This window comes from Weissella sp. MSCH1 (assembly GCF_045799135.1).
In the GTDB taxonomy this organism is placed as follows: domain Bacteria; phylum Bacillota; class Bacilli; order Lactobacillales; family Lactobacillaceae; genus Weissella.
The window spans coordinates 14,920-39,603 of sequence record NZ_JBJMBA010000047.1 but is presented as its reverse complement, the minus strand read 5'-3'; the positions used below and the strand labels follow the sequence as shown (position 1 = coordinate 39,603).

The 24,684-nt window shown below is 46.3% G+C and carries 25 protein-coding genes and 1 riboswitch; of the genes, 5 read left to right on the top strand and 20 right to left on the bottom strand.

The annotated features are described in order from the left end of the window. Nucleotides 1–840, top strand: coding sequence for a metal ABC transporter permease (locus ACJ28U_RS12040; RefSeq protein ID WP_407619436.1), 840 nt, complete (start codon nt 1–3; stop codon nt 838–840). 30 nt (nt 841–870) lie between these two features. Beyond that, nucleotides 871–1,815: a metal ABC transporter solute-binding protein, Zn/Mn family gene (locus tag ACJ28U_RS12035; protein WP_407619435.1), complete on the top strand. Its 945-nt coding sequence runs from the start codon at nt 871–873 to the stop codon at nt 1,813–1,815. 172 nt (nt 1,816–1,987) lie between these two features. On the opposite strand, the gene ACJ28U_RS12030 is transcribed toward ACJ28U_RS12035, so the two are convergent. From ACJ28U_RS12030 to ACJ28U_RS11945, 18 genes are all read right to left on the bottom strand, one after another. Next, a complete protein-coding gene (locus ACJ28U_RS12030) occupies nt 1,988–2,431 on the bottom strand; it encodes a hypothetical protein (RefSeq protein ID WP_407619434.1) in 444 nt (147 codons plus the stop codon). Nucleotides 2,432–2,482: 51 nt separating this feature from the next. After that, nucleotides 2,483–3,439 (bottom strand): diacylglycerol kinase, encoded by a 957-nt coding sequence (locus ACJ28U_RS12025; protein ID WP_407619433.1) that lies wholly within the window; start codon nt 3,437–3,439, stop codon nt 2,483–2,485. Nucleotides 3,440–3,540: 101 nt separating this feature from the next. Further along, nucleotides 3,541–4,986, bottom strand: coding sequence for an Asp-tRNA(Asn)/Glu-tRNA(Gln) amidotransferase subunit GatB (gatB, locus tag ACJ28U_RS12020; protein WP_407619432.1), 1,446 nt, complete (start codon nt 4,984–4,986; stop codon nt 3,541–3,543). Then, a complete protein-coding gene (gatA, locus tag ACJ28U_RS12015) occupies nt 4,986–6,443 on the bottom strand; it encodes an Asp-tRNA(Asn)/Glu-tRNA(Gln) amidotransferase subunit GatA (protein WP_407619431.1) in 1,458 nt (485 codons plus the stop codon). The genes gatB and gatA overlap by 1 nt, the downstream gene beginning before the upstream one ends. Continuing rightward, nucleotides 6,443–6,754 carry an Asp-tRNA(Asn)/Glu-tRNA(Gln) amidotransferase subunit GatC gene (gatC, locus tag ACJ28U_RS12010; RefSeq protein WP_407619430.1) on the bottom strand — a complete coding sequence of 104 codons (312 nt, stop codon included), beginning with the start codon at nt 6,752–6,754 and terminating at the stop codon, nt 6,443–6,445. Before gatC ends, gatA begins: the two co-directional genes overlap by 1 nt. A gap of 53 nt (nt 6,755–6,807) precedes the next feature. Beyond that, complete coding sequence (locus ACJ28U_RS12005) at nt 6,808–8,208, bottom strand: RsmF rRNA methyltransferase first C-terminal domain-containing protein (protein ID WP_010370374.1); 1,401 nt, start codon at nt 8,206–8,208, stop codon at nt 6,808–6,810. 104 nt (nt 8,209–8,312) lie between these two features. Further along, entirely contained in the window at nt 8,313–9,143 is an 831-nt protein-coding gene (locus ACJ28U_RS12000) for a Cof-type HAD-IIB family hydrolase (RefSeq protein ID WP_010370371.1), read from the bottom strand. A gap of 74 nt (nt 9,144–9,217) precedes the next feature. Next, on the bottom strand, nt 9,218–11,593 hold the full coding sequence (locus tag ACJ28U_RS11995) for a Xaa-Pro dipeptidyl-peptidase (RefSeq protein ID WP_407619429.1): 2,376 nt from the start codon (nt 11,591–11,593) through the stop codon (nt 9,218–9,220). Between the two features lie 111 nt (nt 11,594–11,704). Continuing rightward, nucleotides 11,705–12,517 (bottom strand): DUF4097 family beta strand repeat-containing protein, encoded by an 813-nt coding sequence (locus ACJ28U_RS11990; RefSeq protein WP_407619428.1) that lies wholly within the window; start codon nt 12,515–12,517, stop codon nt 11,705–11,707. Nucleotides 12,518–12,521: 4 nt separating this feature from the next. Then, on the bottom strand, nt 12,522–13,142 hold the full coding sequence (locus ACJ28U_RS11985; protein WP_407619427.1) for a DUF1700 domain-containing protein: 621 nt from the start codon (nt 13,140–13,142) through the stop codon (nt 12,522–12,524). Between the two features lie 5 nt (nt 13,143–13,147). Next, nucleotides 13,148–13,456, bottom strand: a complete 309-nt coding sequence (locus tag ACJ28U_RS11980; protein ID WP_407619426.1) for a PadR family transcriptional regulator — start codon at nt 13,454–13,456, stop codon at nt 13,148–13,150. Nucleotides 13,457–13,614: 158 nt separating this feature from the next. Beyond that, entirely contained in the window at nt 13,615–14,205 is a 591-nt protein-coding gene (locus ACJ28U_RS11975; protein ID WP_407619425.1) for a hypothetical protein, read from the bottom strand. Nucleotides 14,206–14,334: 129 nt separating this feature from the next. Next, nucleotides 14,335–15,723, bottom strand: a complete 1,389-nt coding sequence (locus ACJ28U_RS11970) for an Nramp family divalent metal transporter (protein ID WP_010370351.1) — start codon at nt 15,721–15,723, stop codon at nt 14,335–14,337. 317 nt (nt 15,724–16,040) lie between these two features. Continuing rightward, nucleotides 16,041–16,526: a universal stress protein gene (locus ACJ28U_RS11965; RefSeq protein WP_407619424.1), complete on the bottom strand. Its 486-nt coding sequence runs from the start codon at nt 16,524–16,526 to the stop codon at nt 16,041–16,043. Between the two features lie 112 nt (nt 16,527–16,638). After that, nucleotides 16,639–17,151 (bottom strand): DUF1456 family protein, encoded by a 513-nt coding sequence (locus ACJ28U_RS11960; protein WP_407619423.1) that lies wholly within the window; start codon nt 17,149–17,151, stop codon nt 16,639–16,641. A gap of 55 nt (nt 17,152–17,206) precedes the next feature. Next, nucleotides 17,207–18,127: a ribokinase gene (gene rbsK, locus ACJ28U_RS11955; RefSeq protein WP_407619422.1), complete on the bottom strand. Its 921-nt coding sequence runs from the start codon at nt 18,125–18,127 to the stop codon at nt 17,207–17,209. Between the two features lie 83 nt (nt 18,128–18,210). Next, entirely contained in the window at nt 18,211–19,203 is a 993-nt protein-coding gene (locus ACJ28U_RS11950) for an aldo/keto reductase (protein ID WP_195318127.1), read from the bottom strand. A 58-nt stretch (nt 19,204–19,261) separates the two neighbouring features. After that, nucleotides 19,262–20,236, bottom strand: a complete 975-nt coding sequence (locus tag ACJ28U_RS11945; RefSeq protein ID WP_010370339.1) for a ribose-phosphate pyrophosphokinase — start codon at nt 20,234–20,236, stop codon at nt 19,262–19,264. Between the two features lie 123 nt (nt 20,237–20,359). Next, a riboswitch (TPP riboswitch) is annotated at nt 20,360–20,448 on the top strand. 107 nt (nt 20,449–20,555) lie between these two features. Between ACJ28U_RS11945 and ACJ28U_RS11940 the strand changes: the two genes are divergently transcribed. From ACJ28U_RS11940 to ACJ28U_RS11930, 3 genes are read left to right on the top strand one after another with little or no spacing between them, the layout of a single operon-like run. After that, nucleotides 20,556–21,122 (top strand): ECF transporter S component, encoded by a 567-nt coding sequence (locus ACJ28U_RS11940; RefSeq protein ID WP_108730204.1) that lies wholly within the window; start codon nt 20,556–20,558, stop codon nt 21,120–21,122. Nucleotide 21,123: 1 nt separating this feature from the next. Then, nucleotides 21,124–22,536 (top strand): ABC transporter ATP-binding protein, encoded by a 1,413-nt coding sequence (locus ACJ28U_RS11935; protein WP_407619421.1) that lies wholly within the window; start codon nt 21,124–21,126, stop codon nt 22,534–22,536. Beyond that, on the top strand, nt 22,529–23,197 hold the full coding sequence (locus tag ACJ28U_RS11930; RefSeq protein WP_407619420.1) for an energy-coupling factor transporter transmembrane component T family protein: 669 nt from the start codon (nt 22,529–22,531) through the stop codon (nt 23,195–23,197). The genes ACJ28U_RS11935 and ACJ28U_RS11930 overlap by 8 nt, the downstream gene beginning before the upstream one ends. Nucleotides 23,198–23,257: 60 nt before the next feature. Here ACJ28U_RS11930 and ACJ28U_RS11925 read toward each other — a convergent pair whose 3' ends face one another. Together ACJ28U_RS11925 and aroD are read right to left on the bottom strand one after the other, a co-directional pair. After that, the gene (locus ACJ28U_RS11925; RefSeq protein WP_407619419.1) at nt 23,258–23,962 is read right to left on the bottom strand and encodes a hypothetical protein; all 705 of its coding nucleotides are present in this window, start codon (nt 23,960–23,962) and stop codon (nt 23,258–23,260) included. 2 nt (nt 23,963–23,964) lie between these two features. Beyond that, nucleotides 23,965–24,684 (bottom strand): type I 3-dehydroquinate dehydratase, encoded by a 720-nt coding sequence (gene aroD / locus ACJ28U_RS11920; protein WP_407619418.1) that lies wholly within the window; start codon nt 24,682–24,684, stop codon nt 23,965–23,967.

Here is a 24,684-nt window from a genome sequence, read left to right as displayed (position 1 = left end):
ATGACAGCACTATTGAATTTTTTCCACGCTTTCGGACAATACACTTTTTTGCAGAACGCTTTGCTCGCTGGTGTTATCGTTGGTTTGGTTTCCGGCGTGATTGGCGCGTTTAGTATTTTGCAAGGTACGGCCCTAATCGGCGATGCCATGTCACACGCGGTTTTGCCAGGTATCGCCATCGCGGCGTTACTCGGTATTCCCTACTACTGGGGCGCTGGAGTGTTTGGCTTGTTAGCCGCCCTCATCATCAACTTTATCGCGGAACATACCCCGTTAAAGACTGATGCGGCGATTGGCCTCACGTTTAGTAGCTTCTTTGCATTAGGCACAATTATTATGACGGCAGGTCACTCAACCACTAAGTTGACTGATATTTTATTTGGAAATATCCTCGCCGTTTCTGGTGGTGACCTCATTTCAAGCCTTGTGATTGGCTTAATCGTTATCTTAGCTGTTGCCATTTTCTACCGTGAGCTATACCTCACGACTTTTGATCGATCATATGCCCAAGCGCAAGGTATTCGAGCAAATCTGTTCCGAAACCTATTGGTCGTCATGATTACATTGGTTATCATTGTGGCATTACGCGCCGTCGGGGTCATTTTGGTAACGGCCCTGCTCATCACACCAGCAGCAAGCGCCCGCTTATTAGTTAAGCGGTTCCAACCAATGATTTGGTTATCTGCGACATTTGGTGTGTTGAGTGCTTTTGTTGGTCTGTTTCTCAGTTACACGTTCGACTGGCCATCTGGTCCAGCCATCGTTGTAACTGGTGCGGTTATTTTTATTTTATCGTTTATTGCTCATACAGGTTTGCGATTGCAAAATCGCCACGCCTAGTCTTTTTTAAACAATTAGGAGTTTAGTTTTATGAAGCGCATTATTGGGATTATTGTTGCCCTTGTTGTAGTCGTTGCGGTTGCATTTGGTTTGATGCACCGCAACGATCAGTCAGATGGTCGCGCAGCTGATGGCCGTTTGAACGTTGTCTCAGCATTCTCAATTATCAATCAAATTTCTGAAGAAGTTGGTGGTAAGTACGTTAACGCCCACACGATTACTGCTATCGGTGCTGACCAACACGATTATGACCCTACTCCAACCGATGTGAAGCGTACGCAAGATGCGGCTATCGTTTTCGCAAATGGCTTGAACTTGGAAAAGGGTGGTTCTGGTTGGTTTGATAAGTTGATGAAGACCACCGACAAGCATGCCGGTAAGGAAATCTTCAACGTGACGGACGGCATTAAGACGATTAAGTTAACAACAGCTGGCGTGGCTGGTCAAGATAACCCTCACGCTTGGAATGGTGTGCTAGAAGGTAAGACTTACGCAGCTAACATTGCTAAGGTCCTTGAAAAGAAGGATCCTGCCCACAAGGCTTATTATGCTAAGCGCGCAACAGCTTATGAAGCAAAGTTGCAAAAGTTGTATGACAAGTGGCACGCTAAGTTTGCCGCTTTGCCTGCTGACGATAAGAAGTTGGTTACGCAAGAAGGTGCAATGGCCTACTTCGCCCGCGACTTTGGTTTGAAGCCATACTTCATCTGGGAAATCGATACAGAATCAAACGGTACCCCTTCACAAATCCGCACGTTGGTTGAAGCTTTGCAAGGCGAAAAGGTTCGCGCAACCTTCGTTGAGCAAGGTGAATCAGACAAGCCAATGCAAACAGTTATCTCACAAATCAACTCACACATTGCTGGTGAATTGTGGACGGACTCTGTTTCAAAGAAGTCTGGCGTTGTCCCAACGTACTATGATTTGTTGAATCACAACGCACAAACAATCTATGATGGTTTGACGTCAAAGTAATGCATTACAAAAGCACCCGCTTAGGTTTTAGGCCTAAACGGGTGCTTTTTACGTCTCTAAAAAAAACGCCGTCCCTGGTGCAGGACGACGTCTAAGATTACGCTGTACCTTTATAATAGTCTAAATTCGTGAAAAAACAACTATTTGCGTGCGATGAAACCATGCCTCGCCATCAGTTTATATCACGTCGTGTGATGACATTATGACTTAACAATGTTTTCAATATTAAATCATATGCCTGGTTTTGCTGCATATCACGTAGCGTCGCCGCCAAATCACGGTCACGCGTCGTTAAATCTGGGCTAAGTAGCAACGACTCAAGATATTCCGCTGCGATCGAGGCTTGTTCATCGCGCTTCGCCATAAACACGGGTCGCATCTCTTCAGGATCAATATAAAATGATACTGATGTCAGTCCCTCGCCGCGACGACCATCTGGTTGTGACACATCAACATGCAAGCTCTGTCGCTGCGTGGCATCAGTTGGCAAAGCATCTAATTGCGCCAATGCAATTGCCATATCCCATGCTCGCTTAGTATGGTGGGCTAATTGTTGGTAGAAAGCGTGCTTTGTATTCGCCGGCTGTGCGACGGGTGTTTTCTTTTTTCCAAACATATCCATTCCTCACAAAAGAGCCCACCAGAACACATCTGGCAGGCTCTTTTTTTATTTGTGCTCATTCAATAAAATTGGGGCCTTAATCAAGTTATCACTTGGCATATCATCAACATTCGCAACCATTGCGATGTGTGCGTGATAGTTCTTAAAGACGACCGGTGCATCCCCACCGTACTCACCGTCCAAATTAATCATAATCTTGGCATTTTCATCTAACGGTGTAATTTCAACAGTTTCTGATTTTACATACAGCAAGTTTGGGTCATCGACGTGCTTGCCAGTTAGCACTTCTGAAATTAAGCCCAGAATCTCAGCGAACTTCGTGGTCTTAACCACCAACAACGTAAACTTACCATCATCCAACTTAGCATATGGCACAATTTGTTCGAAACCGCCAACTGAATTAGTTAAAGCCAGGAAAAACATTGATGAAGTGCCTTCAAATTCACCATCATCATACTTAACGCGTAGATTCATTGGTGCCACACGGGTCAACATTTCAGCACCCTTCACAACATAGGCAAGGTACCCATACATTGACTTGAGCTTTGATGGTACTGAATACGTCAATTCAGACAATGAACCGCCAGCTGCGATGTTGATGAAATACGTGTCATTGGCACGTCCGACATCCATCTTAGCAGCTTTGCCCTTTAGGATAACCTTTGCAGCAGCCAACGGGTCCTCACGTGGAATACGCAAGGCACGTGCATAGTCATTGGTTGTACCAGCCGGAATAATCGCCAACATTGGTCGCTTATCCAATGGCGCAATGCCGTTAACAACTTCATTGATTGTACCGTCACCACCGGCCGCAATCAGCAAATCAAACCCATCCTCCGCAGCTCGACGCGCCTCATTTAACGCCGAATTAGGCTCCGGCGTTGTAGCAAACGCACTGGTTTCGTAACCAGCTTGTTCATAAACATTTAAAATATCAACCAAATCACGACGAATCGCCTCACGCCCAGAGGTTGGGTTATAAATGATACGTGCACGCTTCATAGCTGTGTTTCTCCTCTTAGAAATAATTATATGTACTGCTCGGTATAGTTTCCTACACCGAGCCTAAAGTTAGCTTTACAACAGCTTGTTGTTTACGCTATTTATTCAGGCTTACGAGCTTGCAACCCAGCCATCAACAATTCGTTAACAACATTTGGATTTGCGTTACCCTTAGTTTCCTTCATGATCTTACCAACCAAGAAGCCAACCGCACGGTCCTTACCATTGTGGAAGTCAATAATTGATTGCTCATTGTCATCCAAAATACCGTCAATAATTGGCGTCAAAACAGCCGGATCAGACAACTGCTTCAAACCATTGGCCTCAACATATTCGACAGGGTCTTCACCTTGCGTAATGGCTGCAAAGACCTTCTTAGCCATCTTCGTTGAAATCGTACCGTCATCAATCAACTTAATCATGCCGGCCAAGTGTGCTGGCGTCAAAGCAGTCTCTTCCAAATCAACTTGCTTCTCGTTCAAGTACGCGTTAACATCACCCATCAAGTAGTTAGCTGAACGCTTTGGATCGGCCCCTTCTGCAACAGTTGCATCGAAGAAGTTTGCCATCGCCAACGTTTGCGTCAAAACTTCTGAGTCATAGACTTCCAAACCAAGTTCATCAACATAGCGTGCCTTACGTTCCGTTGCAGATTCTGGCAACTTCGCACGGACTTCTTCAACCCATTCGTCAGTCACGTGGACTGGTGTCAAATCTGGCTCTGGGAAGTAACGGTAATCATCGGCCGTTTCCTTCTCACGCATCAAAACCGTCTCCCCGGTTGCTTCATCAAAGCGACGTGTTTGTTGCTTAATTGTGCCACCAGCCATGTAAATCTTAGCATGACGATCTTCTTCAAACGCCAATGCCTTACGCACATAGTTGAATGAGTTCAAATTCTTCAATTCGACCTTTGTACCGTATTCCTTAGAACCGACTGGGCGAATTGAGATGTTGGCGTCGACACGCATTGACCCTTCTTGCATCTTAACGTCTGAGATACCCGTAAACTGGATGGCTTGACGCAAAGCTTCAAGGTAGGCGTAGGCCTCGTCTGGTGATGAAATGTCAGGGGCCCCAACGATTTCGATCAATGGTGTGCCTTGACGGTTCAAGTCAACATATGAGTACCCATCCGTCCCGTGGGTGTTCTTACCAGCATCTTCTTCAACGTGCAGTTCAGTAATACCCACACGCTTCTTCTCACCCTCAAACTCGATCTCCAACCAACCATTACGGCCGATTGGGTCTTGTTGCTGTGTAATTTGGTACGCCTTGGGGTTATCTGGATAGAAGTAATTCTTACGGTCCCAGTGCAAGTCACGTGTAACCTCAGCATTCAAAGCCAAAGCGGCCATCATACCGTATTCCAACGCACCCTTGTTCGCTTGTGGCAAAACACCAGGGTAACCCCAATCAATGACATTTGTATTTGCGTTAGGCTCAGCACCATATTGTACAGGTGATGGTGACATTGCCTTTGAGTTTGTCTTCAACTCAACGTGGACTTCAAGACCAATCGTCGTTTCAAAATTCGGCACAGCCATTACTTGTTACCCCCCGGTACTTGTTCGAACAAACGTGTTGCTTGCTCATAAGCGTAGGCAGCACGGTAAATTGTCTCTTCTTGGAAGCGGTTTGCAATAAATTGCATGCCAACTGGCAAACCGTTAACAAAACCAGCTGGTACTGACATTCCTGGCAAACCAGCCATGTTAACTGGAATTGTCAAAACGTCATTCATGTAAGTGACTTCAGGATCATCCTCATTGGCCCCAAAGTTGTAAGCAACGTTTGGCGTCGTTGGCGCAATAATCAAATCATACTTTGCAAACACATTTTGGAAGTCTTCGTTCATCAACGTACGCACTTGCGCAGCCTTCTTAAAGAAAGCGTCGTAAGTACCAGCTGACAATGAATACGTTCCCAACATGATACGACGCTTCACTTCGTCACCGAAACCTTGTGAACGCGTTTGGACGTACAAGTCATCCAAGTTCTTTACACCTTCTGGACGGAAGCCGTAGCGAATACCATCAAAACGTTGCAAGTTTGATGATGCTTCAGCTGAACCCAAAATGTAGTAAGCCGCCACGCCATACTTTGTGTGTGGCAATGACACTTCTTCTACTTCTGCACCGAGCTCTTGCAACTTAGCAATACCAGCCTTGATTGTGGCCTTAACCTCGGCATTGATACCAGCCCCGAAGTATTCCGTTGGCACCGCAATCTTCAAGCCCTTGATGTCACCCGTCAAGTTCGCTGTGAAATCAGGCACCGCAATATCTGATGATGTTTGATCCTTCTCATCTTGACCAGCCATCGCTGCCAAAACGCGAGCGTTGTCCTTAACCGTGCGGGTGAAGACCCCTACTTGGTCCAATGATGACGCAAAGGCGATAACACCCCAACGTGATACACGACCGTAAGTTGGCTTCATACCAACGATACCGTTAAAGGCCGCTGGTTGACGGATTGAACCACCCGTGTCAGTTCCCAATGCAAATGGCACTTGACCAGCTGCAACAGCAACGGCAGATCCACCTGATGAACCACCAGGCACCTTTGTTTGGTCCCAAGCGTTCTTCGTCTTGCGGTAATATGACGTTTCGCTGGTTGAACCCATGGCAAATTCGTCCATGTTCAACTTACCAACGCCAACAGCACCGTTAGCGCGCAACTTTTCAATTACCGTTGCATCGTAAATCGGCTTAAAGTTTTGCAAAATCTTTGAAGCAGCAGTTGTTGTGACACCCTTAGTTACCAAGTTGTCCTTGATACCATATGGAATACCTGACAAGATGTTGTCTGGGTCAATGCCGGCTTCATCAATTGCCTTAGCTTCTGCCAAAGCTTCATCCTTCATCACTGTGATAAAGGCTTCATACGTATCGTCAGTTGCCGCAATGTTTGATAACGTTGCTTCCGCCAACTCAACGGCTGTGATTTCCTTGTTCACGAGTTGTTCGTGCAAGGTTTCCAAATCTGTGTGCAAGAAATCCATTAGCCCTCTGCTCCTTCATCAAGAATAGCTGGCACCTTAATCAAGGTATCCTTGTGTTCTGGTGCGTTTGCCAACAATTCTGCTGACTGGTGGGCGTTTACAGCCACATCTTCACGCAACACTGTCCGCATTTCAGTAACTGAATACGTTGGTGCAACACCTTCCGTATCAACTTCTGACAATGTTGTGACCACTTCAAAAATTTTCTCCAAGTGATCCGTGAACATGTCAGCTTCTGCGTCTGTCAAAGTCAACTTTGCCAAGTTGGCAACGTGTTCAACTTCTTCACGTGTAATTTGCTCGTTTGCCATGTGCATTCCTTTCAACGCTGTAATAATTCTATCTTACCAAAGAATAACGCGGTTTAGTACATATCGTCAGACAATTCGTTCTTCTCTTCGCGAACTTGGAAACGTAACCCCTTTGGATAGAAGTTTTTCATTTGACCATCAACCAGCTTACCAAAGCCGGTACCGTTTCCACCAATTTCTAGCAAGTACCAGCCATTTTTGTACTGCTCACGATCACGAATCATAAATGTATCACCGTGAACATACTTGGCCCATTCCTCATCAGTCACTTCGTAGCGACGAGTGAATTGATCCGGGTGCAATGCTAACGCCAATGCCAAACTTGGCTCAAAGCGCTTCTTTTTCAGTGTTCCTAAGTGGACTCCCACCCGCATCACTTGTAGGCCGGTCAAATCAGGCGTTCCTTCTGGGGCCGCGTAGACTTGATCACCGAACGCAATCAACAACGCTGGGTCGTAATCCGGTAAGAAATCAGTTCGGAAATCTTGCCAAAGTGCTCGTTGGTCCTTCGTCAAGTTTGACTTCGCCAACTTAGGTTCCTTAGCAACATAGTCATCTTCCGTTTGATTTGAAACCAGCTTGGCCATGAAGTGTCCTTCACCATCTGAGTGGTGTGGGAACAAACGGGCCGTCTTCTTCAAATCAGGGTTTCCGTCAGCCCATTCTGGCTTACCATCATCCATGCCTTCATATTTATCTGCATCGACAATTTCCAAGTCAGGACGTTCACTGATTAGCCAAGCAATAATGCGCTCGTCTTCTTCAGGGGCGAACGTGCAAGTTGAGTAGACCAATTGGCCACCTGGCTTCAACATCTTAACTGCTTCTTCCAAAATTTCGCGTTGACGGGTGGCGTTCTCTTCTGGGTAGTGTTCATGCCAGTACTTAATCGCAGCCGGGTCTTTGCGGAACATCCCCTCACCTGAACATGGTGCATCCAATACAATCTTATCGAAGTATTGTGGGAACTTCGGTGACAATTCTTGTGGTGAATGGTTCGTCACAATCGCGTTTTGCACCCCAAATCGTTCAACATTTTCACTCAAGATGGCTGCTCGCTTACGGAAGATTTCGTTAGACACTAACAAACCCTTTTGCTCCATAAACGACGCCAAGTGGGTTGTTTTACCACCTGGTGCAGCCGCTAAGTCCAACACGCGTTCACCAGGCTTAGGCCGGGCTAATTCGCCAACCAACTGCGCAGACGGTTCTTGTGAGTAAATGACACCCGTTGTGTGGTCAACGGAGTGGCCTTTCACGGCCCCATAGTTGCCCCATTTCCCCCATGGTACTTTGCCGTCGGACTCAGTGTCATACAAGTCCATGTTGGCCTTCAAGGGGTTCTGGCGAAATGCCTTTACGACAGGCTTATCAAATGATTCGATAAATGCATCTGCCTCATCGCCTAATAGTTGGCGGTATTTTTCTTCAAATCCTTCTGGTAACTCCGCCATCACAGCGCTCCTTTTATTATGTATTCAAACTCTATTTTACACGTTTTTACTGCGCAAAAAAAGCACTGCTCTTGCACAGTGCTTTCACATTTGTTAAGTGATTTTTAAAGGGACAATTTTAGTAACTTTTCAAGGTAACGTGCCAGCCCATCTTCTTCGTTGGTATAGTCCGTCATATCATCCGCGATGGCCTTTAATTCTGGATTCCCATTCTTCATCACAACGCCATGTGTGGCATAGCCGATCATCTCGAAATCATTCATTTCGTCACCGAACGCATAAATATCATCGCGCTTAATATCATAGGCTTTGCGCAAAACATCCAAGCCTGTGTCCTTTGAAACCCCGGCTGGTGCCACTTCCAGCACTGGTGACTCACCACCCCATGTCTTGACATTAACCCGATCAGCCCCGTAACGGTCCGTCACGAAATGTTGAATTTGTGATTGATGCAAGGCATTTTCGGCGTGAATCAGAATAGCATTAACATCCGTCTGTAGATTCAAGCGGTCTAACATTTTGCGGCCTGTTTCATCTTGTGGGAAGAAAATAGCATCTTCCGTCCCGCGCTGCGGACCATTACCGTTTGCCCAAACATCATTCTTGCTTTCGGCTACCACCGTATCAATCCCCATCATCTGCGCATTTTCCAATAAATCAAACGCAATTTCACGGTCGATATTAAATGAATACTCATGATCCCAGTGTTGATAAGGCTTGTGCCCCAATGACCCGTTAAAATTAATCATCGGTGATTGCAATCCCAACGTGTCATAGATGTCCATTGACAAACGCACTGGTCGTCCGGTCACAATCGAAACAATGTGACCTTCACGTTGCGCAGCTTGTAAAGTACGACGCGTGCGGTCAGATACCTTGCCTGCGTCATTTAGTGTTGTTTTATCCAAATCTATGCCGATTAGCTTACGATCCATCGTCTGCCACCCCTCGTTCTAAACTCAATTGTTACCATGGTAGCATAAAGTGGCAATGACGCGGAAAAATAATCCTATTTTTGTGTGTTGTCCTGGAATGGCACAATTAACTGGCTTTGTTCGACATCGATGGTGTAACGAATATCTTGATTACCGCGCACCGTCATTTCAAAGTCAGTGCCATAAATAATCACACCAAGCTGATGACCAGCCGGCAATCGATAACGGGTTGGTTGCAGGGTGAGCGCCACGTCAACGAATTCGTCCGGCACAAGGTCATCCACACGCCATGGTGCAGTTCGGTTCTGAAGGTTCATGTGACCGATACTGATCATCTTTTCAGTCGTTGGCTGCGCCAATTGAAATTCTACTAACGGGGTCGGCTGCCAGCCAGTACCACGATCAATCAGTACGCCCTGTGGTTGTGGTGTCGCTGCCAGGCGACGGGCTTCACCATAATCAACCAGCATGGCGCTCACTAAGCCAACATCTGCCGATGACTTAACCCGTAATTGCAATGTGACTTCACCATCAATGACCACATCCTGTTCAAAGGCAGGTTGCACAAAGACCGCTCGATTCACATCCAGTTTATCATTCTCACGTTGCAACATTTGTTGGCGCCAAGCATTGAAATCCTGCTTATACGCGGCAAAGTCATCCGCGATTTGCCAGTCTTCATACTGAACGTACGCCGTCTCAGCAGTTAATGGCAATGGTGTCGGCGTCGTCGCCCCCCACTCATGCCCGGTCTCCCAAGTCTCGGCTTGATCATTTGCTTGCCAAGTAACATCTGGTAACTGGCTAGCTGCTTGATTTTGGACACCGTAGAGCTTATAACTCAACCACAAATTCATTTGATCCGCAAAATCAAGCGAGCGGTTATTGTTAATGTAAATATGTTGTCCTTGGTGAAGATACAACTTCTTAACCACTGGCAATTTTTGTAGGCTTTGCCATAAACGGAATACCTGGCGTGGTTTAACATTCCAATCATTCAAACCATGCACCATCACAATATCAGCCTGAATGTTTGACACATTGTTCAAGTAATTACGCGCATCCCAATACGTATTGTAATCACCAGTGGTGCGGTCCATATGCTCAGCCGTTGCATGCTGGAAGCCATGCCATTGCATCTTAGTCCGGTGCCAATCCGCACTATCCAACATGCGCGAATACACTAATTCCGCCAAGACATCCATATCCTCACCAGGGAAACCACCAGGCGCAATGACCAAACCGTTATCACGGTAGTATTGATACCAATCTGAGATCGCCGCTTCAGAAATCACTGTTTCTAAACCACGCACCCCGGTCGTTGCCATTGCGGTCGCCAGTGTCCCCAAGTAAGACTTACCCGTCATTGCCACTTTACCATTTGACCAGGTTGCTTTAATAGTTTGACCACTGTGCTTATCGATGAAAGCCAACCGGTCACCTGCCAGCCACTCAACAACGGCCTGCATGCTAGCCACCTGTTCTGGCGACCCTGTATCCTGCATCCCGTCCGAATGACGCGTCCCGACTCCAGCTGAATAGACAACCGCAAAGCCACGTGCCAAGAAATAATTGTTTAAATCAACATGCGATGTGCCAGTAAACGATTCTGTCGTTTCAGTCACCTCGCCCGCAATTTCGTGAGCTTCTGGCAAGGCTTCTTGTTCAGGCTCATATTTAATCTCTTCATACGTCAACGTGTTGGGTGTTTTGCGTAACAGTGCGACGTCCACATTGTGAACCAGCGCATCATTCGCTTCATTATTTAACCCTTGGTAATAAGGTGACGCGGTGAAGAGCGTTGGCACCTTCACGCCAGTATCTGGTCGAATTACCTCGGCGCGCACCAAATCTCGGACACCATCGCCATCAGTGTCAACGTCCGTCTCAACGTACACCACTTCACGAATTAACGCGCTCGTATCAAACGTGGCCATTGCCTTACCATTGAAAAACAATGGCACGTTGTTCTTCATAAAATACCCACGACTGGCTAGGTCATCAATAAATTGCAGCCCATTGCGTGTGTGCGTCACCAATAATTGGTACCAAGCCGTCAAAACATCATCCGCATCCCAACGTCCTGCTTTATGATAGAGTGGCAAATTAATGGTTGTCACGGCTTCAGCCACGTTATCGAACGTATAATCAACATCCTCAACAAAACCCAACAATTGCAAAGCAACGGCGTTAAATACATCTTCCGTCACTGGCGCACCACTATTTAAATACCCAGCCAAATCCTCACGAGTGTTAATGGCAATATCGCGGAACTTCACACTACCGTCCTGCACTTCTGGAAAAGCAATCCGTAATAACTCCCGCCAAACCGCCGTCGCATTTTTCGCGTGCGCGACCTGAACTGGTTCATCATAAAAACCAATTGTCGCGAGTTCTTTTAATTGTGTTTCAAACGGTGTGTCGACCACCGCAAATTGATTAATTTTCATTGCTGTCACCCCTTTAATAGTCTGATTATACCAAAGATTAAAAAATTATTAGAGCATTAACGTGAAAAACACGGCGCCTCGTTCTGAGTTGCCGTGTTTTGTTAGTCTGCATTATTTTTTTAATTGAATCATGCCATTAGTTGTCTGCACGTGAAGCGCTTTATTTTGATCGCCTGTTTGGTAATCCTTAGCACCAGCCGGCAAGTCAAACCCTTGGGCTGTCAAATAACCGCTCTCCGTTTTAATGGCCATCCCAGGTGCAGTCACCCCTTGCAAAACAACTTGGCCGTTTTCCGCCGTAACATCGCTCGTTTCCGTTAAGGCCGTATTGTTTAGCTTTACCTGACCATTATCAGTTGTGATATGCGCCGACTTCAGGGTCACATTCTGCAGACGCGTTGCCCCGTTTTCTGATTCACTTTTCACTGTGTCGCCGGTAACGTTCTCCAAACGAATCCCACCATTATCATTGCGCAAAAGTGATTGCGTCACAGCCAAGCCTTTCACTGCTATGCCGCCATTTTCACTCGTCAAATCCAATTTATCCAGTTTCACCCCATCGGGCACCGTAATCGTGACAGCCGGATCATAACTCATCGTCGTCATCACATTATCCTGGTCCGTGGCGTGGACAGTCAACACGCCATCACGTAATTGTGTACTCATGTTTGCATCAATGGTTGTCATCTTGACGCGCCACTCTGTCCCGCGCTTGATTTCAACATAGTTATTATCATTCGTCACGCGAAGCTGTTTAATATCGTGACCTGTAAAAGTTTTGTTGATATGCTTAATTTTGACCACCTTGGGACCATCATGCCAAGCAACATTCAAATTGGCACCGCTCATGTAGCTACCCGCCATCATCACGCCACCAATCGCCATCCCAACACCACCAATAATCAACGTGTGCTTTAACTTCATCACTTTACCCCTCCGTTACTGGTGTGTGCTTCTTTGACAAGAAACGTCGACCAATCCACTTCAAAAATGTCACAAACATCTCAAACAACGCTTTCGTCACGGCCCAAACTAGCGGCGTGAAGAAAATAACTGCCGCCGTCAAAGCAATGCCTAAGCCCATGTAGAAAATGCCAGTCCCAACGGCTTGCGTGAGTACGCCGATACCAAGTACAAACATGAACAAACCACCAGCTAGCGCCCCAACGATTCCCATATAGATACCAGCTAAAATCATCAGAAAAATAGCTAACACGCTCATAATACCAACCACTACGACGATGGCCAGTGGAATCAAAATTGGTGAGGCAAATAGACCGAGGACGATCAACACAATCATCATTGTCAAATTCTTGGTACGCTTACCTGCTGGCGCATCCTGCGCAACATCGTTATCTGACTCGATAAAATATTCCACTTTTAACGTCCGGGCAAATTGCTTAGGTGAACCATACTTCGCCACAATTTCATCTGTTGTCAGCCCCGCATCCATCATTTGCTCTTCATAAAACTGCAAGAGTTCGTCGCGTTCATCTGCCGGAATGCCTGACATATTTGCTTTCACTTCTGCTAAATACTCATTAACCATATCGCCTACTTCTCCTCCAATAGTGAATTAATTGCTTGGCGGAAATTGCCCCAGGCCGCCTTAATTTCTTGTAAATGTTCTTGCCCTGTTTCGGTCAGCCGATAATAACGCCGGATGCGCCCTTCAAACGGCTGATCATACGTCTCCAGGTAACCATCCTTCTTTAAGCGTCGTAGAACTGGATACATCGTTGATTCACTGACACCCAATAAATCCTGCATCGCTTTGGTAATAATATAGCCGTACGTATCTTCCTTAGCTAATAACGCTAACACAGATCCGTCCAGCAAAGCGGTTGGTACTTGAATGTTCATCACCGCATCTCCTTTGTTTTATATAACACTATTTATCGTATAGCATTATGTTATATGAGATATAATGCTATGTCAAGAATAAAGCCGCCAGCAATTCTTATTACTGACGGCTTTATTATTTTTATTTAGTTTGAATAAGACACTGGTTTCAAATTATCTTATCGCCGCTCAAGTTTAATCAGTTCCAACGTCGTCATGATGACCTGCCCCTTCCGAAGCTTCGTATTATAGGACTGCACATACATACCATCTTGCGAATCAGTCCCCATCATTTCATTAATAAAACCTTTTTTGGTGCTTACTAAATTACCAGAACCTTGTACAGCAGTAATCTTATACTTACCAGGTTTAATATCTTTACCCACCTTATACACACCCGCATGTAGGTCACCTGACTTAATCGCCTTGCGCTTGGTTACCGCTTCAAAATGAGCCGTAACCCCACTCAAAGAAATATTAACCTTTTTCTTCAAATCCAAAGTATAAGACGAGACATACATATCAGTACCCGCATCTGCATTAGGATCACCTAAAATGACATTAATATCACCTGTCGAACTTGTAAAATTCCCACTTGTCCCATTAGTTGGCGTGACAATGTATCGACCAGGTTTGATATCCGTTCCGACTGTATAATCACCTGCAGTCAAGTCAGTCGTCTTGCCGGCAGCGCTGACAACTGTCAACGTGCCAAAGACTGCCGCCCCAACAGCTAATACGATTAAAAATAATTGACGTAATTTCATCATTTCAATCCTCCCATCTGAATGTACGTTCAGTATAGGAAGCCTTTATGAAGATTTATCGTTCGGTGCTCAAAACGATAAAATCCCACAAAAAAGCACCTCAATCCGAAGACTGAAGTGCTCACTTAATGTTTATAGCCAGTTCGCAATAATTTGAACGACCAATTGAATGTTCAAACCTGTTAGCACGATAAAGACCAACCAGGCTAGAATTGTCATCCACTTCGGGTTAACGAAATCTTCCCCCATCACCTTCTTAGATGATGTAAACAAAATCAACGGTGCCATGGCAAATGGCAAGGCGATTGATAGGAACACCTGTGAGTTAATCAACAACGTATCCAACTTCGCTTCATCCCCACCATACATCAGCGTAAAGGCGATGACTGGTGCCAAGGCTAGTCCACGGGTAATCATACGACGAGCCCACATTGGAATCTTCAAACGCAGGAATCCTGCCATGACAACTTCACCAGTTAGCGTACCCGTAATCGTTGAGTTTTGTCCTGATGCTAACAAAGCGACCGCAAACAACGTTGACAAAACCGGTGATGCAATCGCACCAGCAACCGTACTATCTGACAACGCCGTGTACATTTGACCAAACGTCCCAACTGAATCACCATGACCGAAGAACAATGATGCTCCCAAAATCAACAACAATGAGTTAACAACAAAGGCCAACGTCAATTGGATGTTTGAATCCCAGGTCATGAAGCGCACCGCTTCCTTCAATTCAGCCTTGTTTTCACGGTTGATCTTACGTGTTTGTGAAACTGATGAGTGCAAGTACAAGTTGTGCGGCATCACCGTTGCACCAACAATTCCCAAGGTCATCAGCAATGGTGAATCAACACCCTTAGGTGCATGTGTGCTAACGGCTTGTAGCTGTGGCACATAACCACCTAGCATTGCCACGATATCTGGATTTGATGACACCACCAAATAACCAAAAATAAACAAGATAGTCAAAATCAATGTAATGACAATTGCTTCGATTTTACGGAAACCAAAACGCATCAATAATAATAGCAAAATAACATCAAATGCCGTTGTCAAAACAGAGGCAATCATTGACCAACCAAATAGCAAGTGCAACGCAATAGCCCCACCAATAACTTCGGCAATATCCGTTGCAATCAAAGCTAATTCAGTCATAATCCACAATACAAAGCCACCTGACTTTGATGTGCGGGCGCGAGTAGCTTGCGCCAAATCTTCGCGCTTCACCATGCCCAACTTACCAGCCATGTATTGCAACATCATCGCAATCAATGATGAGACCAACACAACTGACAAAAGCGTGTAGTGGTAGTTCGCACCACCCGCTACTGATGTCACCCAGTTACCCGGATCCATGTATCCGACCGCAACCAGTGCACCGGGCCCTGAAAAGGCCCACAATTTGCGCCAAAATGAACCGTTCGTTGGCACTTCAACTGAACCATTCACGTCGCCTAGACTTGCGTCAGCAGTTGCATCGCCAACGAAGTGCTTCTTTGTCATTTCTTCCTTAGACATGACAACCTCCTATGTACGAGAAAAAGTCGTAGTGAGGAGGGTTCCCCAGTGTACTATTCACTTTTTAGTTAATAGTGCTAAACAAATTTCATAAAGGATTTCGTCCAACTAACCCTGTTAGTTGAAGGCTTATGACTTTCGCTTAACCGGGGCTCCTCACCCGCAAGTGCTAGTATACAGGTGATATTATGCATAAGCAACCCTATTTTTTCACATCTGTCAAAAATAATTCAATAACGTGAATTATTCTAGTTTTCTTAACAAAAAATAAGCAGAGCACTCATGCTCCGCTTACAAATTCTTCATACTTTAGTTGCTTACTTGGCATCAACAGCTGTGTCACACCGCGCAATCATTGACGACACTTTGGCGTGACGGGCCACATAAACAGCTTGTGAACCAAGCGATTCCCAGAATCCCTTCTTTGAGTGGGCCCCGATAATAATCAAATCCGCCCCAATCTTAGGCGCCAAGATGTCAACTAAGACTTCACCAGCCCGTTGCCCACTATCGTAGACCACTTCAACCTGCTTCACGCCATGTGACTCCGCATACGCCTTGTAACGATCAAGATTAGCAGCCAAATTGTCTTGCATCATTTGCACCGCTGGCAAATTCAACACATCAACCGCCGACAATTCACCCAATTCCAGAATTGATGCAATGTACAACGTCGCATCGTCCTCAATTGCCTGGTGAATCGCATTGGCCAACGCCACATGTCCTTGTTGTGACTCATCGACACCAACCAAAATCTTTTGGAAATGCATTGGTTCGATATTCAAGTTCAAGTCTTCTGTCATAGTGATATCCCCCATATCTATTGTTATGGGCTCAGTATAGCAAATTGGGTCAGTATTTTCCGTGCCGAACCCTTGAAAAAAGCTGGATACCATTGGCACCCAGCTTCACAAATTATTCTGTTTTACCCGCTTCAGCGTTATCACGGAAAGTTATGGCCATTCCTGCTAATAATTTACGCATAAATTGGTCACCAACAACCAAATATTTAGAATGTCCTTTGCGACGTAGCATCGCCCCGACTTCCCCCTTGGTGACTGTAAAGCCATCGGCCGTCCAAAAATCAAGCAAGTCTTCGTTTGAATAAGTCATCGCAATCTTCAACTTTTTGATCACAACGTTATTAATATCATTATCACGTTGCATACTGTAATCAGGCTCAATTGGATTACCGTCTTCGTCCTTCTTCACACCACGTTGCGAAATAATCAGCCCATTCATAAAGACTTCTAAGTCATGCCGACTCAACTTTTCATCACGTGGTGTATCCGGTTCTTGCTTCGTCATGATGTCTTGATACTGTTCCTTAGTCATTTTCAGACCACCCAGTTCAAAAATTTTAATCATGTCAGCATTCTTAATATTAAAAATAAAGCGGATGCGACGCACAATATCGTTATTATTCATTACAAATCTCTCGTTTCGATTGAAAAAGGCTGGGACTCACCCAGCCTTTGCAAGCTTAACCACGTGAGGCATTCACTTGATCAAGCGTTGGAATTGATGGTTGTGCACCGGAACCTTGGACCGTAATAGCTGCCGCTGCATTTGCAAAGCGCACTGCATCTTCAACATTACGCATGTCGGCGTCAAGCTTCGTTGTTAGCGCACCGATAAACGTATCACCAGCCGCCGTTGTGTCAACTGCTTTAACCTTCAACGCCGGCACAAAGCCATTTTCACCATCAGCCATGTGGAAGTACGAGCCGCGTTCGCCAACCGTAATAATCACATTTTTGGCACCCATTTCTTGTAAGCGCTTGGCGGCACTTTCCATTGACAGGTCATCAGTTACTGGAATACCCGTAATAATTTCGGCTTCTGTCTCATTTGGTACTACTAAATCAGTCAGTGCCAACAATTCAGCTGGAATATCCTTGGTTGCTGGCGCGGGATTCAGCACCGTCATGACATCAGCAGCCTTGGCCGCTTTAAATGCGCTCAGTGTGGCAACCATTGGCGTCTCAAATTGGGCAATCAATACGTCTGACGCTTTAATCGTTGCATCGGCTGCAGCAACATTTGATTCATTCACTTGGCGGTTCGCACCACCGAGAATCAAAATGGTGTTGTTTGAGTCAGCCTCAAGCATAATGTATGCAGCACCTGTTGCAACACCTGATAGTTCAGCCACATGGGCTGTATCAATACCATCCGCCTGTAATGCATCTAGTAATAGTTGCCCGTTCTGGTCATCCCCGACGGCGCCAATAAAATTAACGTCCGCACCTAACCGCTTTGCTGCGACCGCTTGATTGGCACCCTTACCACCAGGCGCCGTTGAGGCATCATCCATTGCCAACGTTTCACCTTGTTGTGGCAAGTGTGGAATGTGCAAAATGGTATCCGCATTCAACGAACCCAATACAGTAATCTTCTTCATCACCAATGTGCTCCCTTATTTCTAGTCAATTTAGTATATCAAAAAAGATGGCCACTTGGAAAAGCGACCACCTTTCTTATCAACTACTTATTGTTCAAAATGGCATCGATCTTAGCCAATTCTTCCGCAGACAAGGTCATGTTGTCCGCTACCTTCACGTTGTCCAACAAGTGATCAACTGAAGATGCCCCAATCACGATTGATGGCACGCGCTTGTCACGCAGCAACCAAGCCATCGCCAATTGGGCCAACGTCTGACCACGGTCAGCAGCGACCGCATTCAAAGCGTTCAACTTCGCAACCGTTCCCTCAGGATCTTCCTTAATGAAAGCATTCGTGCGGTGCAACGGCATATCAGCTGGGAAACCATCCAAGTAGCGATCCGTCAACAAGCCCTCGGCCAATGGTCCGTATGCAATCAACCCGGCATGGTGCTTATCCAATTCGGCCAACATATCCGTCGTTTCTGCTTCACGATTGAACATGTTGTATGACATTTGGTTACCAATGAATGGCGTGTGCAACTCATCGAAAATCTTACCAATTTCAGCAACTTGTTCCGTGGTGTAGTTTGAGACACCAACATATAGCGCCTTTCCTTGGCGGACAATTAAATCGAGTGCCTCAGCCGTTTCGCGCAAATTTGTATTTGGATCCCAACGGTGTGCGTAGAAAATATCAACATAGTCCAGGTGCATGCGTTGCAATGACATATCCAACGCTGCCGTCAACGTCTTCTTACCAGAGAATTCACCCAAAGGACCTGGCCACATGTGGTAACCCGCCTTGGTGGTAATCACCAATTCGTTACGGTATGGCTTCAAATCCTTTTCGAAGACAGCTCCGAAAGTCTCTTCGGCTGAACCATCGGAAGGCCCATAATTAGAGGCGTTGTCAAATGAAAAAATACCATTATCAAACGCTTTTAACATCACTTCACGTGAGTTAGCAAGTGGCTTTTGGTCACCCAAATTACGCCACAAACCAAATGATAGCGCTGGCAAAATCAAGCCAGAATCAGCCACACGGCGGTATGGCATCACATCATAGCGATTATCAGCTGCTGCATAAACCATTGTAAATACCCCTCAATGTTCATTTTATTGCATGTTATTTCAATACCATCATAACATATTATAATTTGGCATCTGGATTATTCCGTGACTTTAGCAAGATATCCAACGGACGATTTTCATGGATGCGGACGATGGCGTCAGCCAACAATGGTGCGACTGATAGACGCGTAAACTTCGCACTCTGCTTTGCCTCTGGCATCAACAATGTATCCGTGAAGATGTAGTGGGAAATATTCTCGTCGGCTGCCAAGCGTTGGGCTGAATCACCCGATAAGACGGCGTGCGTTGCCACAACGAAAACATCGGTTGCCCCGTTTGCTCGCAAAGCGCGGGCTGTCATTTGCACACGGCGCCCCGTATCAACAATATCATCGACAATAATTGCCCGGCGACCGGCAACCTCACCCACAATCGCATCTGGCGATTCGGGCGTCGTCATCGCCACGTTGTCATTTACCACACCCCATGGGGCGTTCACCAAGTCAGCAAACTTGCGGGCACGCCCAGCACCGGTGTGATCCGGTGACACGACAACCAAGTTTTCCAACATGTTGCGACGATAGAAGTAATCGGACAACAGCGGTGCCGCTTGCAAATGATCAACCGGGATATCAAAGAACCCTTGCAATTGGTCAGCGTGCAAATCGACAGCCAAAACGCGATCGATGCCGTCCATTTCAAGTAATGAAGCCACCATCTTGGCCGTAATTGGCTCACGCGACTTAGCCTTGCGGTCTTGACGTGCGTATCCAAAGTATGGAATCACCACGTTAATATGAGCGGCTGAAGCACGTCGAAGCGCATCAACAGCAATCATAATTTCCATGAAGGCATCATTCACCTCTTCAGCAATTGGTGCCACAATATAAATGTCATCACCACGAACACTTTCCAACACACGTTCGTAGATTTCACCATCAGCAAAACGCTTGATATCAATTTGACTTAAAGGTTGATGCAACTCATCTGCCACTGCTTCAGCTAACTCATGGTTAGCTGACAGACCGAACAACTTAATTTGGCACTCCTCCACGGGTGAATTCCTCCATTTTTCATTCAATATCTATATTCTATCAAATATTCAGTATAATTTCTCTGCTTAACTCACCAGCTAGTTGCATTGTACCTGCCAAGCCCCTATACTTACTTTAACGAATCAAACAAGCTGGGGTGCCAAGTGGCTGAGATGATACCCATAGAACCTGAGCAGGATAATGCCTGCTAGGGAGCTTGGTTTGTTTACGACTTAAAGTAAGCGAACCCCAGTATTGCCAAGACGGTTGATACTGGGGTTCTTTTTATTTTCCGAAGCTTTGGGCGATTCGAATTATATGAACGGGGGTTTGCACGTTATGCAAACAGTACAAGAACACAAGCGCGGATGGGCGCTACGTGATGTTATTTTTCTAGCCATTATCGCGATTTTCTTCGGGGTTATTTATCAGGTTTGGGGCGCGTCTTATTACGCCTTAGCCGCAATTCCAGCGCTCAAGCCATTCGCTAACGATATGACAATTGGGGTGTGGCTGATGGCCGGTCCATTAGCCGGGGTACTCCTTCGCAAAGTTGGCGCAACCTTGATTGGTGAAGTGTTGGCGGCCGTCGTTGAGATGCTCCTCTTCTCAAGTTGGGGTGCTGCTACTTTACTCTACGGTTTTGTTCAAGGAATCAGTTCTGAGCTTGGTTTCACCTTAACTGGCTACAAGAACTGGGATAAAATTGGGCTGACACTGTCCGTGATTACCAGCACACTGATTACGTTTGCTTGGGACTTGTTCAACAGTGGCTACTTGGCCTATAAGCCTGGCCTATTGATCGCCTTGTTCATCATTCGTTTGATTTCAGTCGGCTTTTTCGCCGGTATCCTTGTTTACTTGATTAAAGTCCTTGTTGAAAAGTCAGGTTTATTAAAGCGTTAATATGACAACATTAGCAGTTAAAAACTTTAGCTTTGCCTACGATACGGGCCAACGAAATATTTTAAACAATATTTCGTTTTCACCCGTTGCCGGCAGTTTTAATTTATTAATTGGCCCCTCTGGTTCTGGTAAGTCAACGTTGTTAAAAGCGATGGCGGGCCTGATGCCTAAATTTGGTGGCATTGTCACCGGTGGCCAAATTTTGTTAGACGGACAAGACATTCAACCCGTGGCACCTTTTGAACGCGCCAAACGAGTGGCCATGCTATTTCAAAATCCGGATCGCCAATTTGCGATGCGGACCGCTCCTGAACAAATTGCTTTTGCACTTGAAAACATCCAATTACCGGCTGAACAAATTCAAGACCGGGTGGCCGATGTGATGACCCGCTTAAATTTGACAGCCTTTGCTGAGCAAGATTTGATGACCCTATCCGGCGGCGAAAAGCAACGCGTTGCCTTAGCCACCATTTTGGCCATGGATAGTGACATTATTCTACTCGATGAGCCATTTGCAAATGTTGACCCACAAGCACGGCAAACGTTACTGCATGATTTACAAGTTCTCCAGCAAACGCAAGGTAAGACAATTGTGATTTCAGACCACGATTTGTCGGGTTACGCTGAGCTTGTTGACAATCTCTACGTCTTGGAGGCCACAACCGGCACACTGCAGTCGGCGTCATTAACGTGCCTCACAAACCTGGCGCCAGTTGTCCCTTTCGTCGGGCAACCTAACCCGGCCGGTGACTTGGGTTGGCGCCAATTACACGTCAGCGTCGGTGAACGAACGTTACTAACAGGCACAACATTCACCGTACCCAGTCAGCAAATCGGCTTGATTTCCGGGGCAAACGGCATTGGTAAGTCCACCCTATTTAAGGCACTGACCAAACAAATTTCAGCAACCGGCACAATTACATGGGCCGAACAAGATACGCGCAAAATCAAAGCAAAAGCCTGGGCAAAACGCGTGGCTTTGATTTTCCAAACAGCCACTGACCAATTCGTGACCATGACAGTCGCGGAAGAATTGGCTTTGTCACAACGTCAGACTGCCTACCCTGATTTTTGGACGGCTGAACGCGTGGCTGATGCGGTTGCCCAACTCAATCTAACCAGCGTGATGGATCACATTGTCTATCAACTATCAGGGGGTCAGCAGAAAAAACTACAAACCTTGGTCATGCTAATCATGGGACAACCAGTGCTCCTCCTCGATGAACCCTTAGCCGGTCTCGATCAGGATTCTGTCCAGGCAGTCATGACCTTGTTACAAACGACCGTGCACGCGACCCAGCAAGCCATTTTAATGATTTCACACCAACGACAAGGTTTGGCAGACTTCATAGACTATGAACTGGTTTTTGCTGAACAGCAACTTCGTTTAATTGGAGGTTCAGCACATGCCTAAATTGAATCCAACGGTTTTACTCGTCATTATGATTGGAATTGGCTTTCAAACAGCCTTCGTTAAATCAATCACGATGAATCTAATTGTAGCTGGGGTGACGTTACTTTATTTGCTATTAGCTGGTGTTAAATGGCGGTATCTCGGGGTAATGTTCGCAATTTCACTCCCACTTGCCTTTGCGACATGGGTGTCATTTATCGCCTTCGGTACAGGGAACCCCACCCATTTGGCCTGGGTCTATGCCACTCGCTTATATGCCTACCTCTTCTTGGGCGGGGCATTAACACTAACCGTCACGGTGAAGGATTTATTGTTTAGTCTCCACCGGCATGCCCATTTATCGAGCACTTTCACGTACGGCTTATTGGCGGCCTTTAATTTGTTACCGCGTGTGCGACGACAGGTTAAAACCATTCAATACGCAGCCAGCTTACGTGGTGTCACGTATCATCTCTGGAGTCCACACTTGTATTTCAAAGCCGTGCTAAGTGCCCTGCAATGGTCGGACGACTTAGCCTTAGCAATGACGTCACACGGCTTTTCCGAGGGCTTTCCTAGGACGGATACCATTAATGATCCCCTGCCAAAGTGGCAATGGCTAGTTGCAGTCTTGTTAATTGCAGCTTATGCCGTTGGTGCTTGGGTGATACAGCCACGGTAACTTAAACTAAAAAAGACCACTAGACCGGTTCACACTCGGTCTAGTGGTCTTTTTTATGAGTTAATTTTCAAAATCAGCAATCAGCACGCGGTTACTTGCTGCATCATCATTTGGTTTAGCCGCGCCAAATGCGGCTTGCATTGTTCGCAGGTTGGCCGTTTCCACTCCGAAATAATCGCGAATCAAATCTTGCATGAACGCCATTAACGCTGTACCATCCAGCTCCGTTTCACTATGGAGCACCTTTGCCTCATTCCGGTAGACACCAGCATTGCGTAACGCATCGACCTTCACTTCCAATGCGGGCAAACCAGCAACCAAGTGATAGATGGTGTGGTTTTCATAGGTCCACTTGGTCAAATGCACCACATGGCGTAAATCCTGGAGTCCAAATGGCAACACCATATCAGCAGCGACACCAGCTAGCACAACCGGTTCGCCGGTTAATTTTTTAATGGCCGCACGCAACTCGGTGGTTGGTAACGTGAAGTGACCATTGTAATCTAAGGCTGCTTGCCCCAGCAACAGTTCCGAACGCGTCATAAATCCAATGCGATCAAACTGGGCATCACTCGCCATTGCCGTGGCTAATGCCTGTTTAAACATTTCCGGCGCGCGCCAATCAAAGCGCAAAAATGCCCGGTCTAAGCGAATATCATCCCCAACCGCATGGAATGAAATTGGGGTATAGCCCATCGTACCCGGTACACTATTCACCAGTTGTTGCCGCGCTTCTTCAAAGTATTGACTATGATAAATGGTCATTTTTAATCCTCCAGCAATGTCAATAATGTCGCTAAATCCAGTTGACCCGGTGCAGAAGCTGCCCCGAGTGTTGCAAATGTTAATTGTGAGCCATTACGACCACCAATCATGCGGGTGCGTTGCCCGAGCTCACCCATTGCCATCGTAATCAATGGTTTGCCTTCCGTGGCAAACTGCTGGGTTGTCGCAAGTAGGCGATCAACATCCCCATCATGTTGCGGCATCGTCGCGACCTTAATCACGTCCGCCGTGGTCGCATACGCCTGACCAAACACCTGGTCTAAAGTCGTTGGTGTGTCAGTAAAAAAATGTTGTGAGTTAATAATTGGTACCTGGGCAGCGTGGGCATCGGCTACCAAATCGGCTACCTGGGTAAATAATTGATGCTCGATATCAATTGCCGCGACACCGGTTTTAATGGCTAATCGGTAGACCAATTCATACAAGGCAATATCGAATGGGCGTTGGCCGCCCTCGGCCGCAGTACGCCATGTGAAAATGACGGGTTTGTCCGCATTAAATAAAATCGTTTGTACATCAGCGGCTCGCAAGTTTACCAAATCCGTTAAGTAATCTACGCGCCACTCAATCACATCGGCTCGTGACTCGTTGATTTGTTCAACTTGGCCAAGCACCGCCGAAATAGTTGTTCCGGTAACCGGCACCGCAATTAATGGGCGATCTTGTCCTGCCGTAGCTGTACCCAATGTTAATGTCGTCAT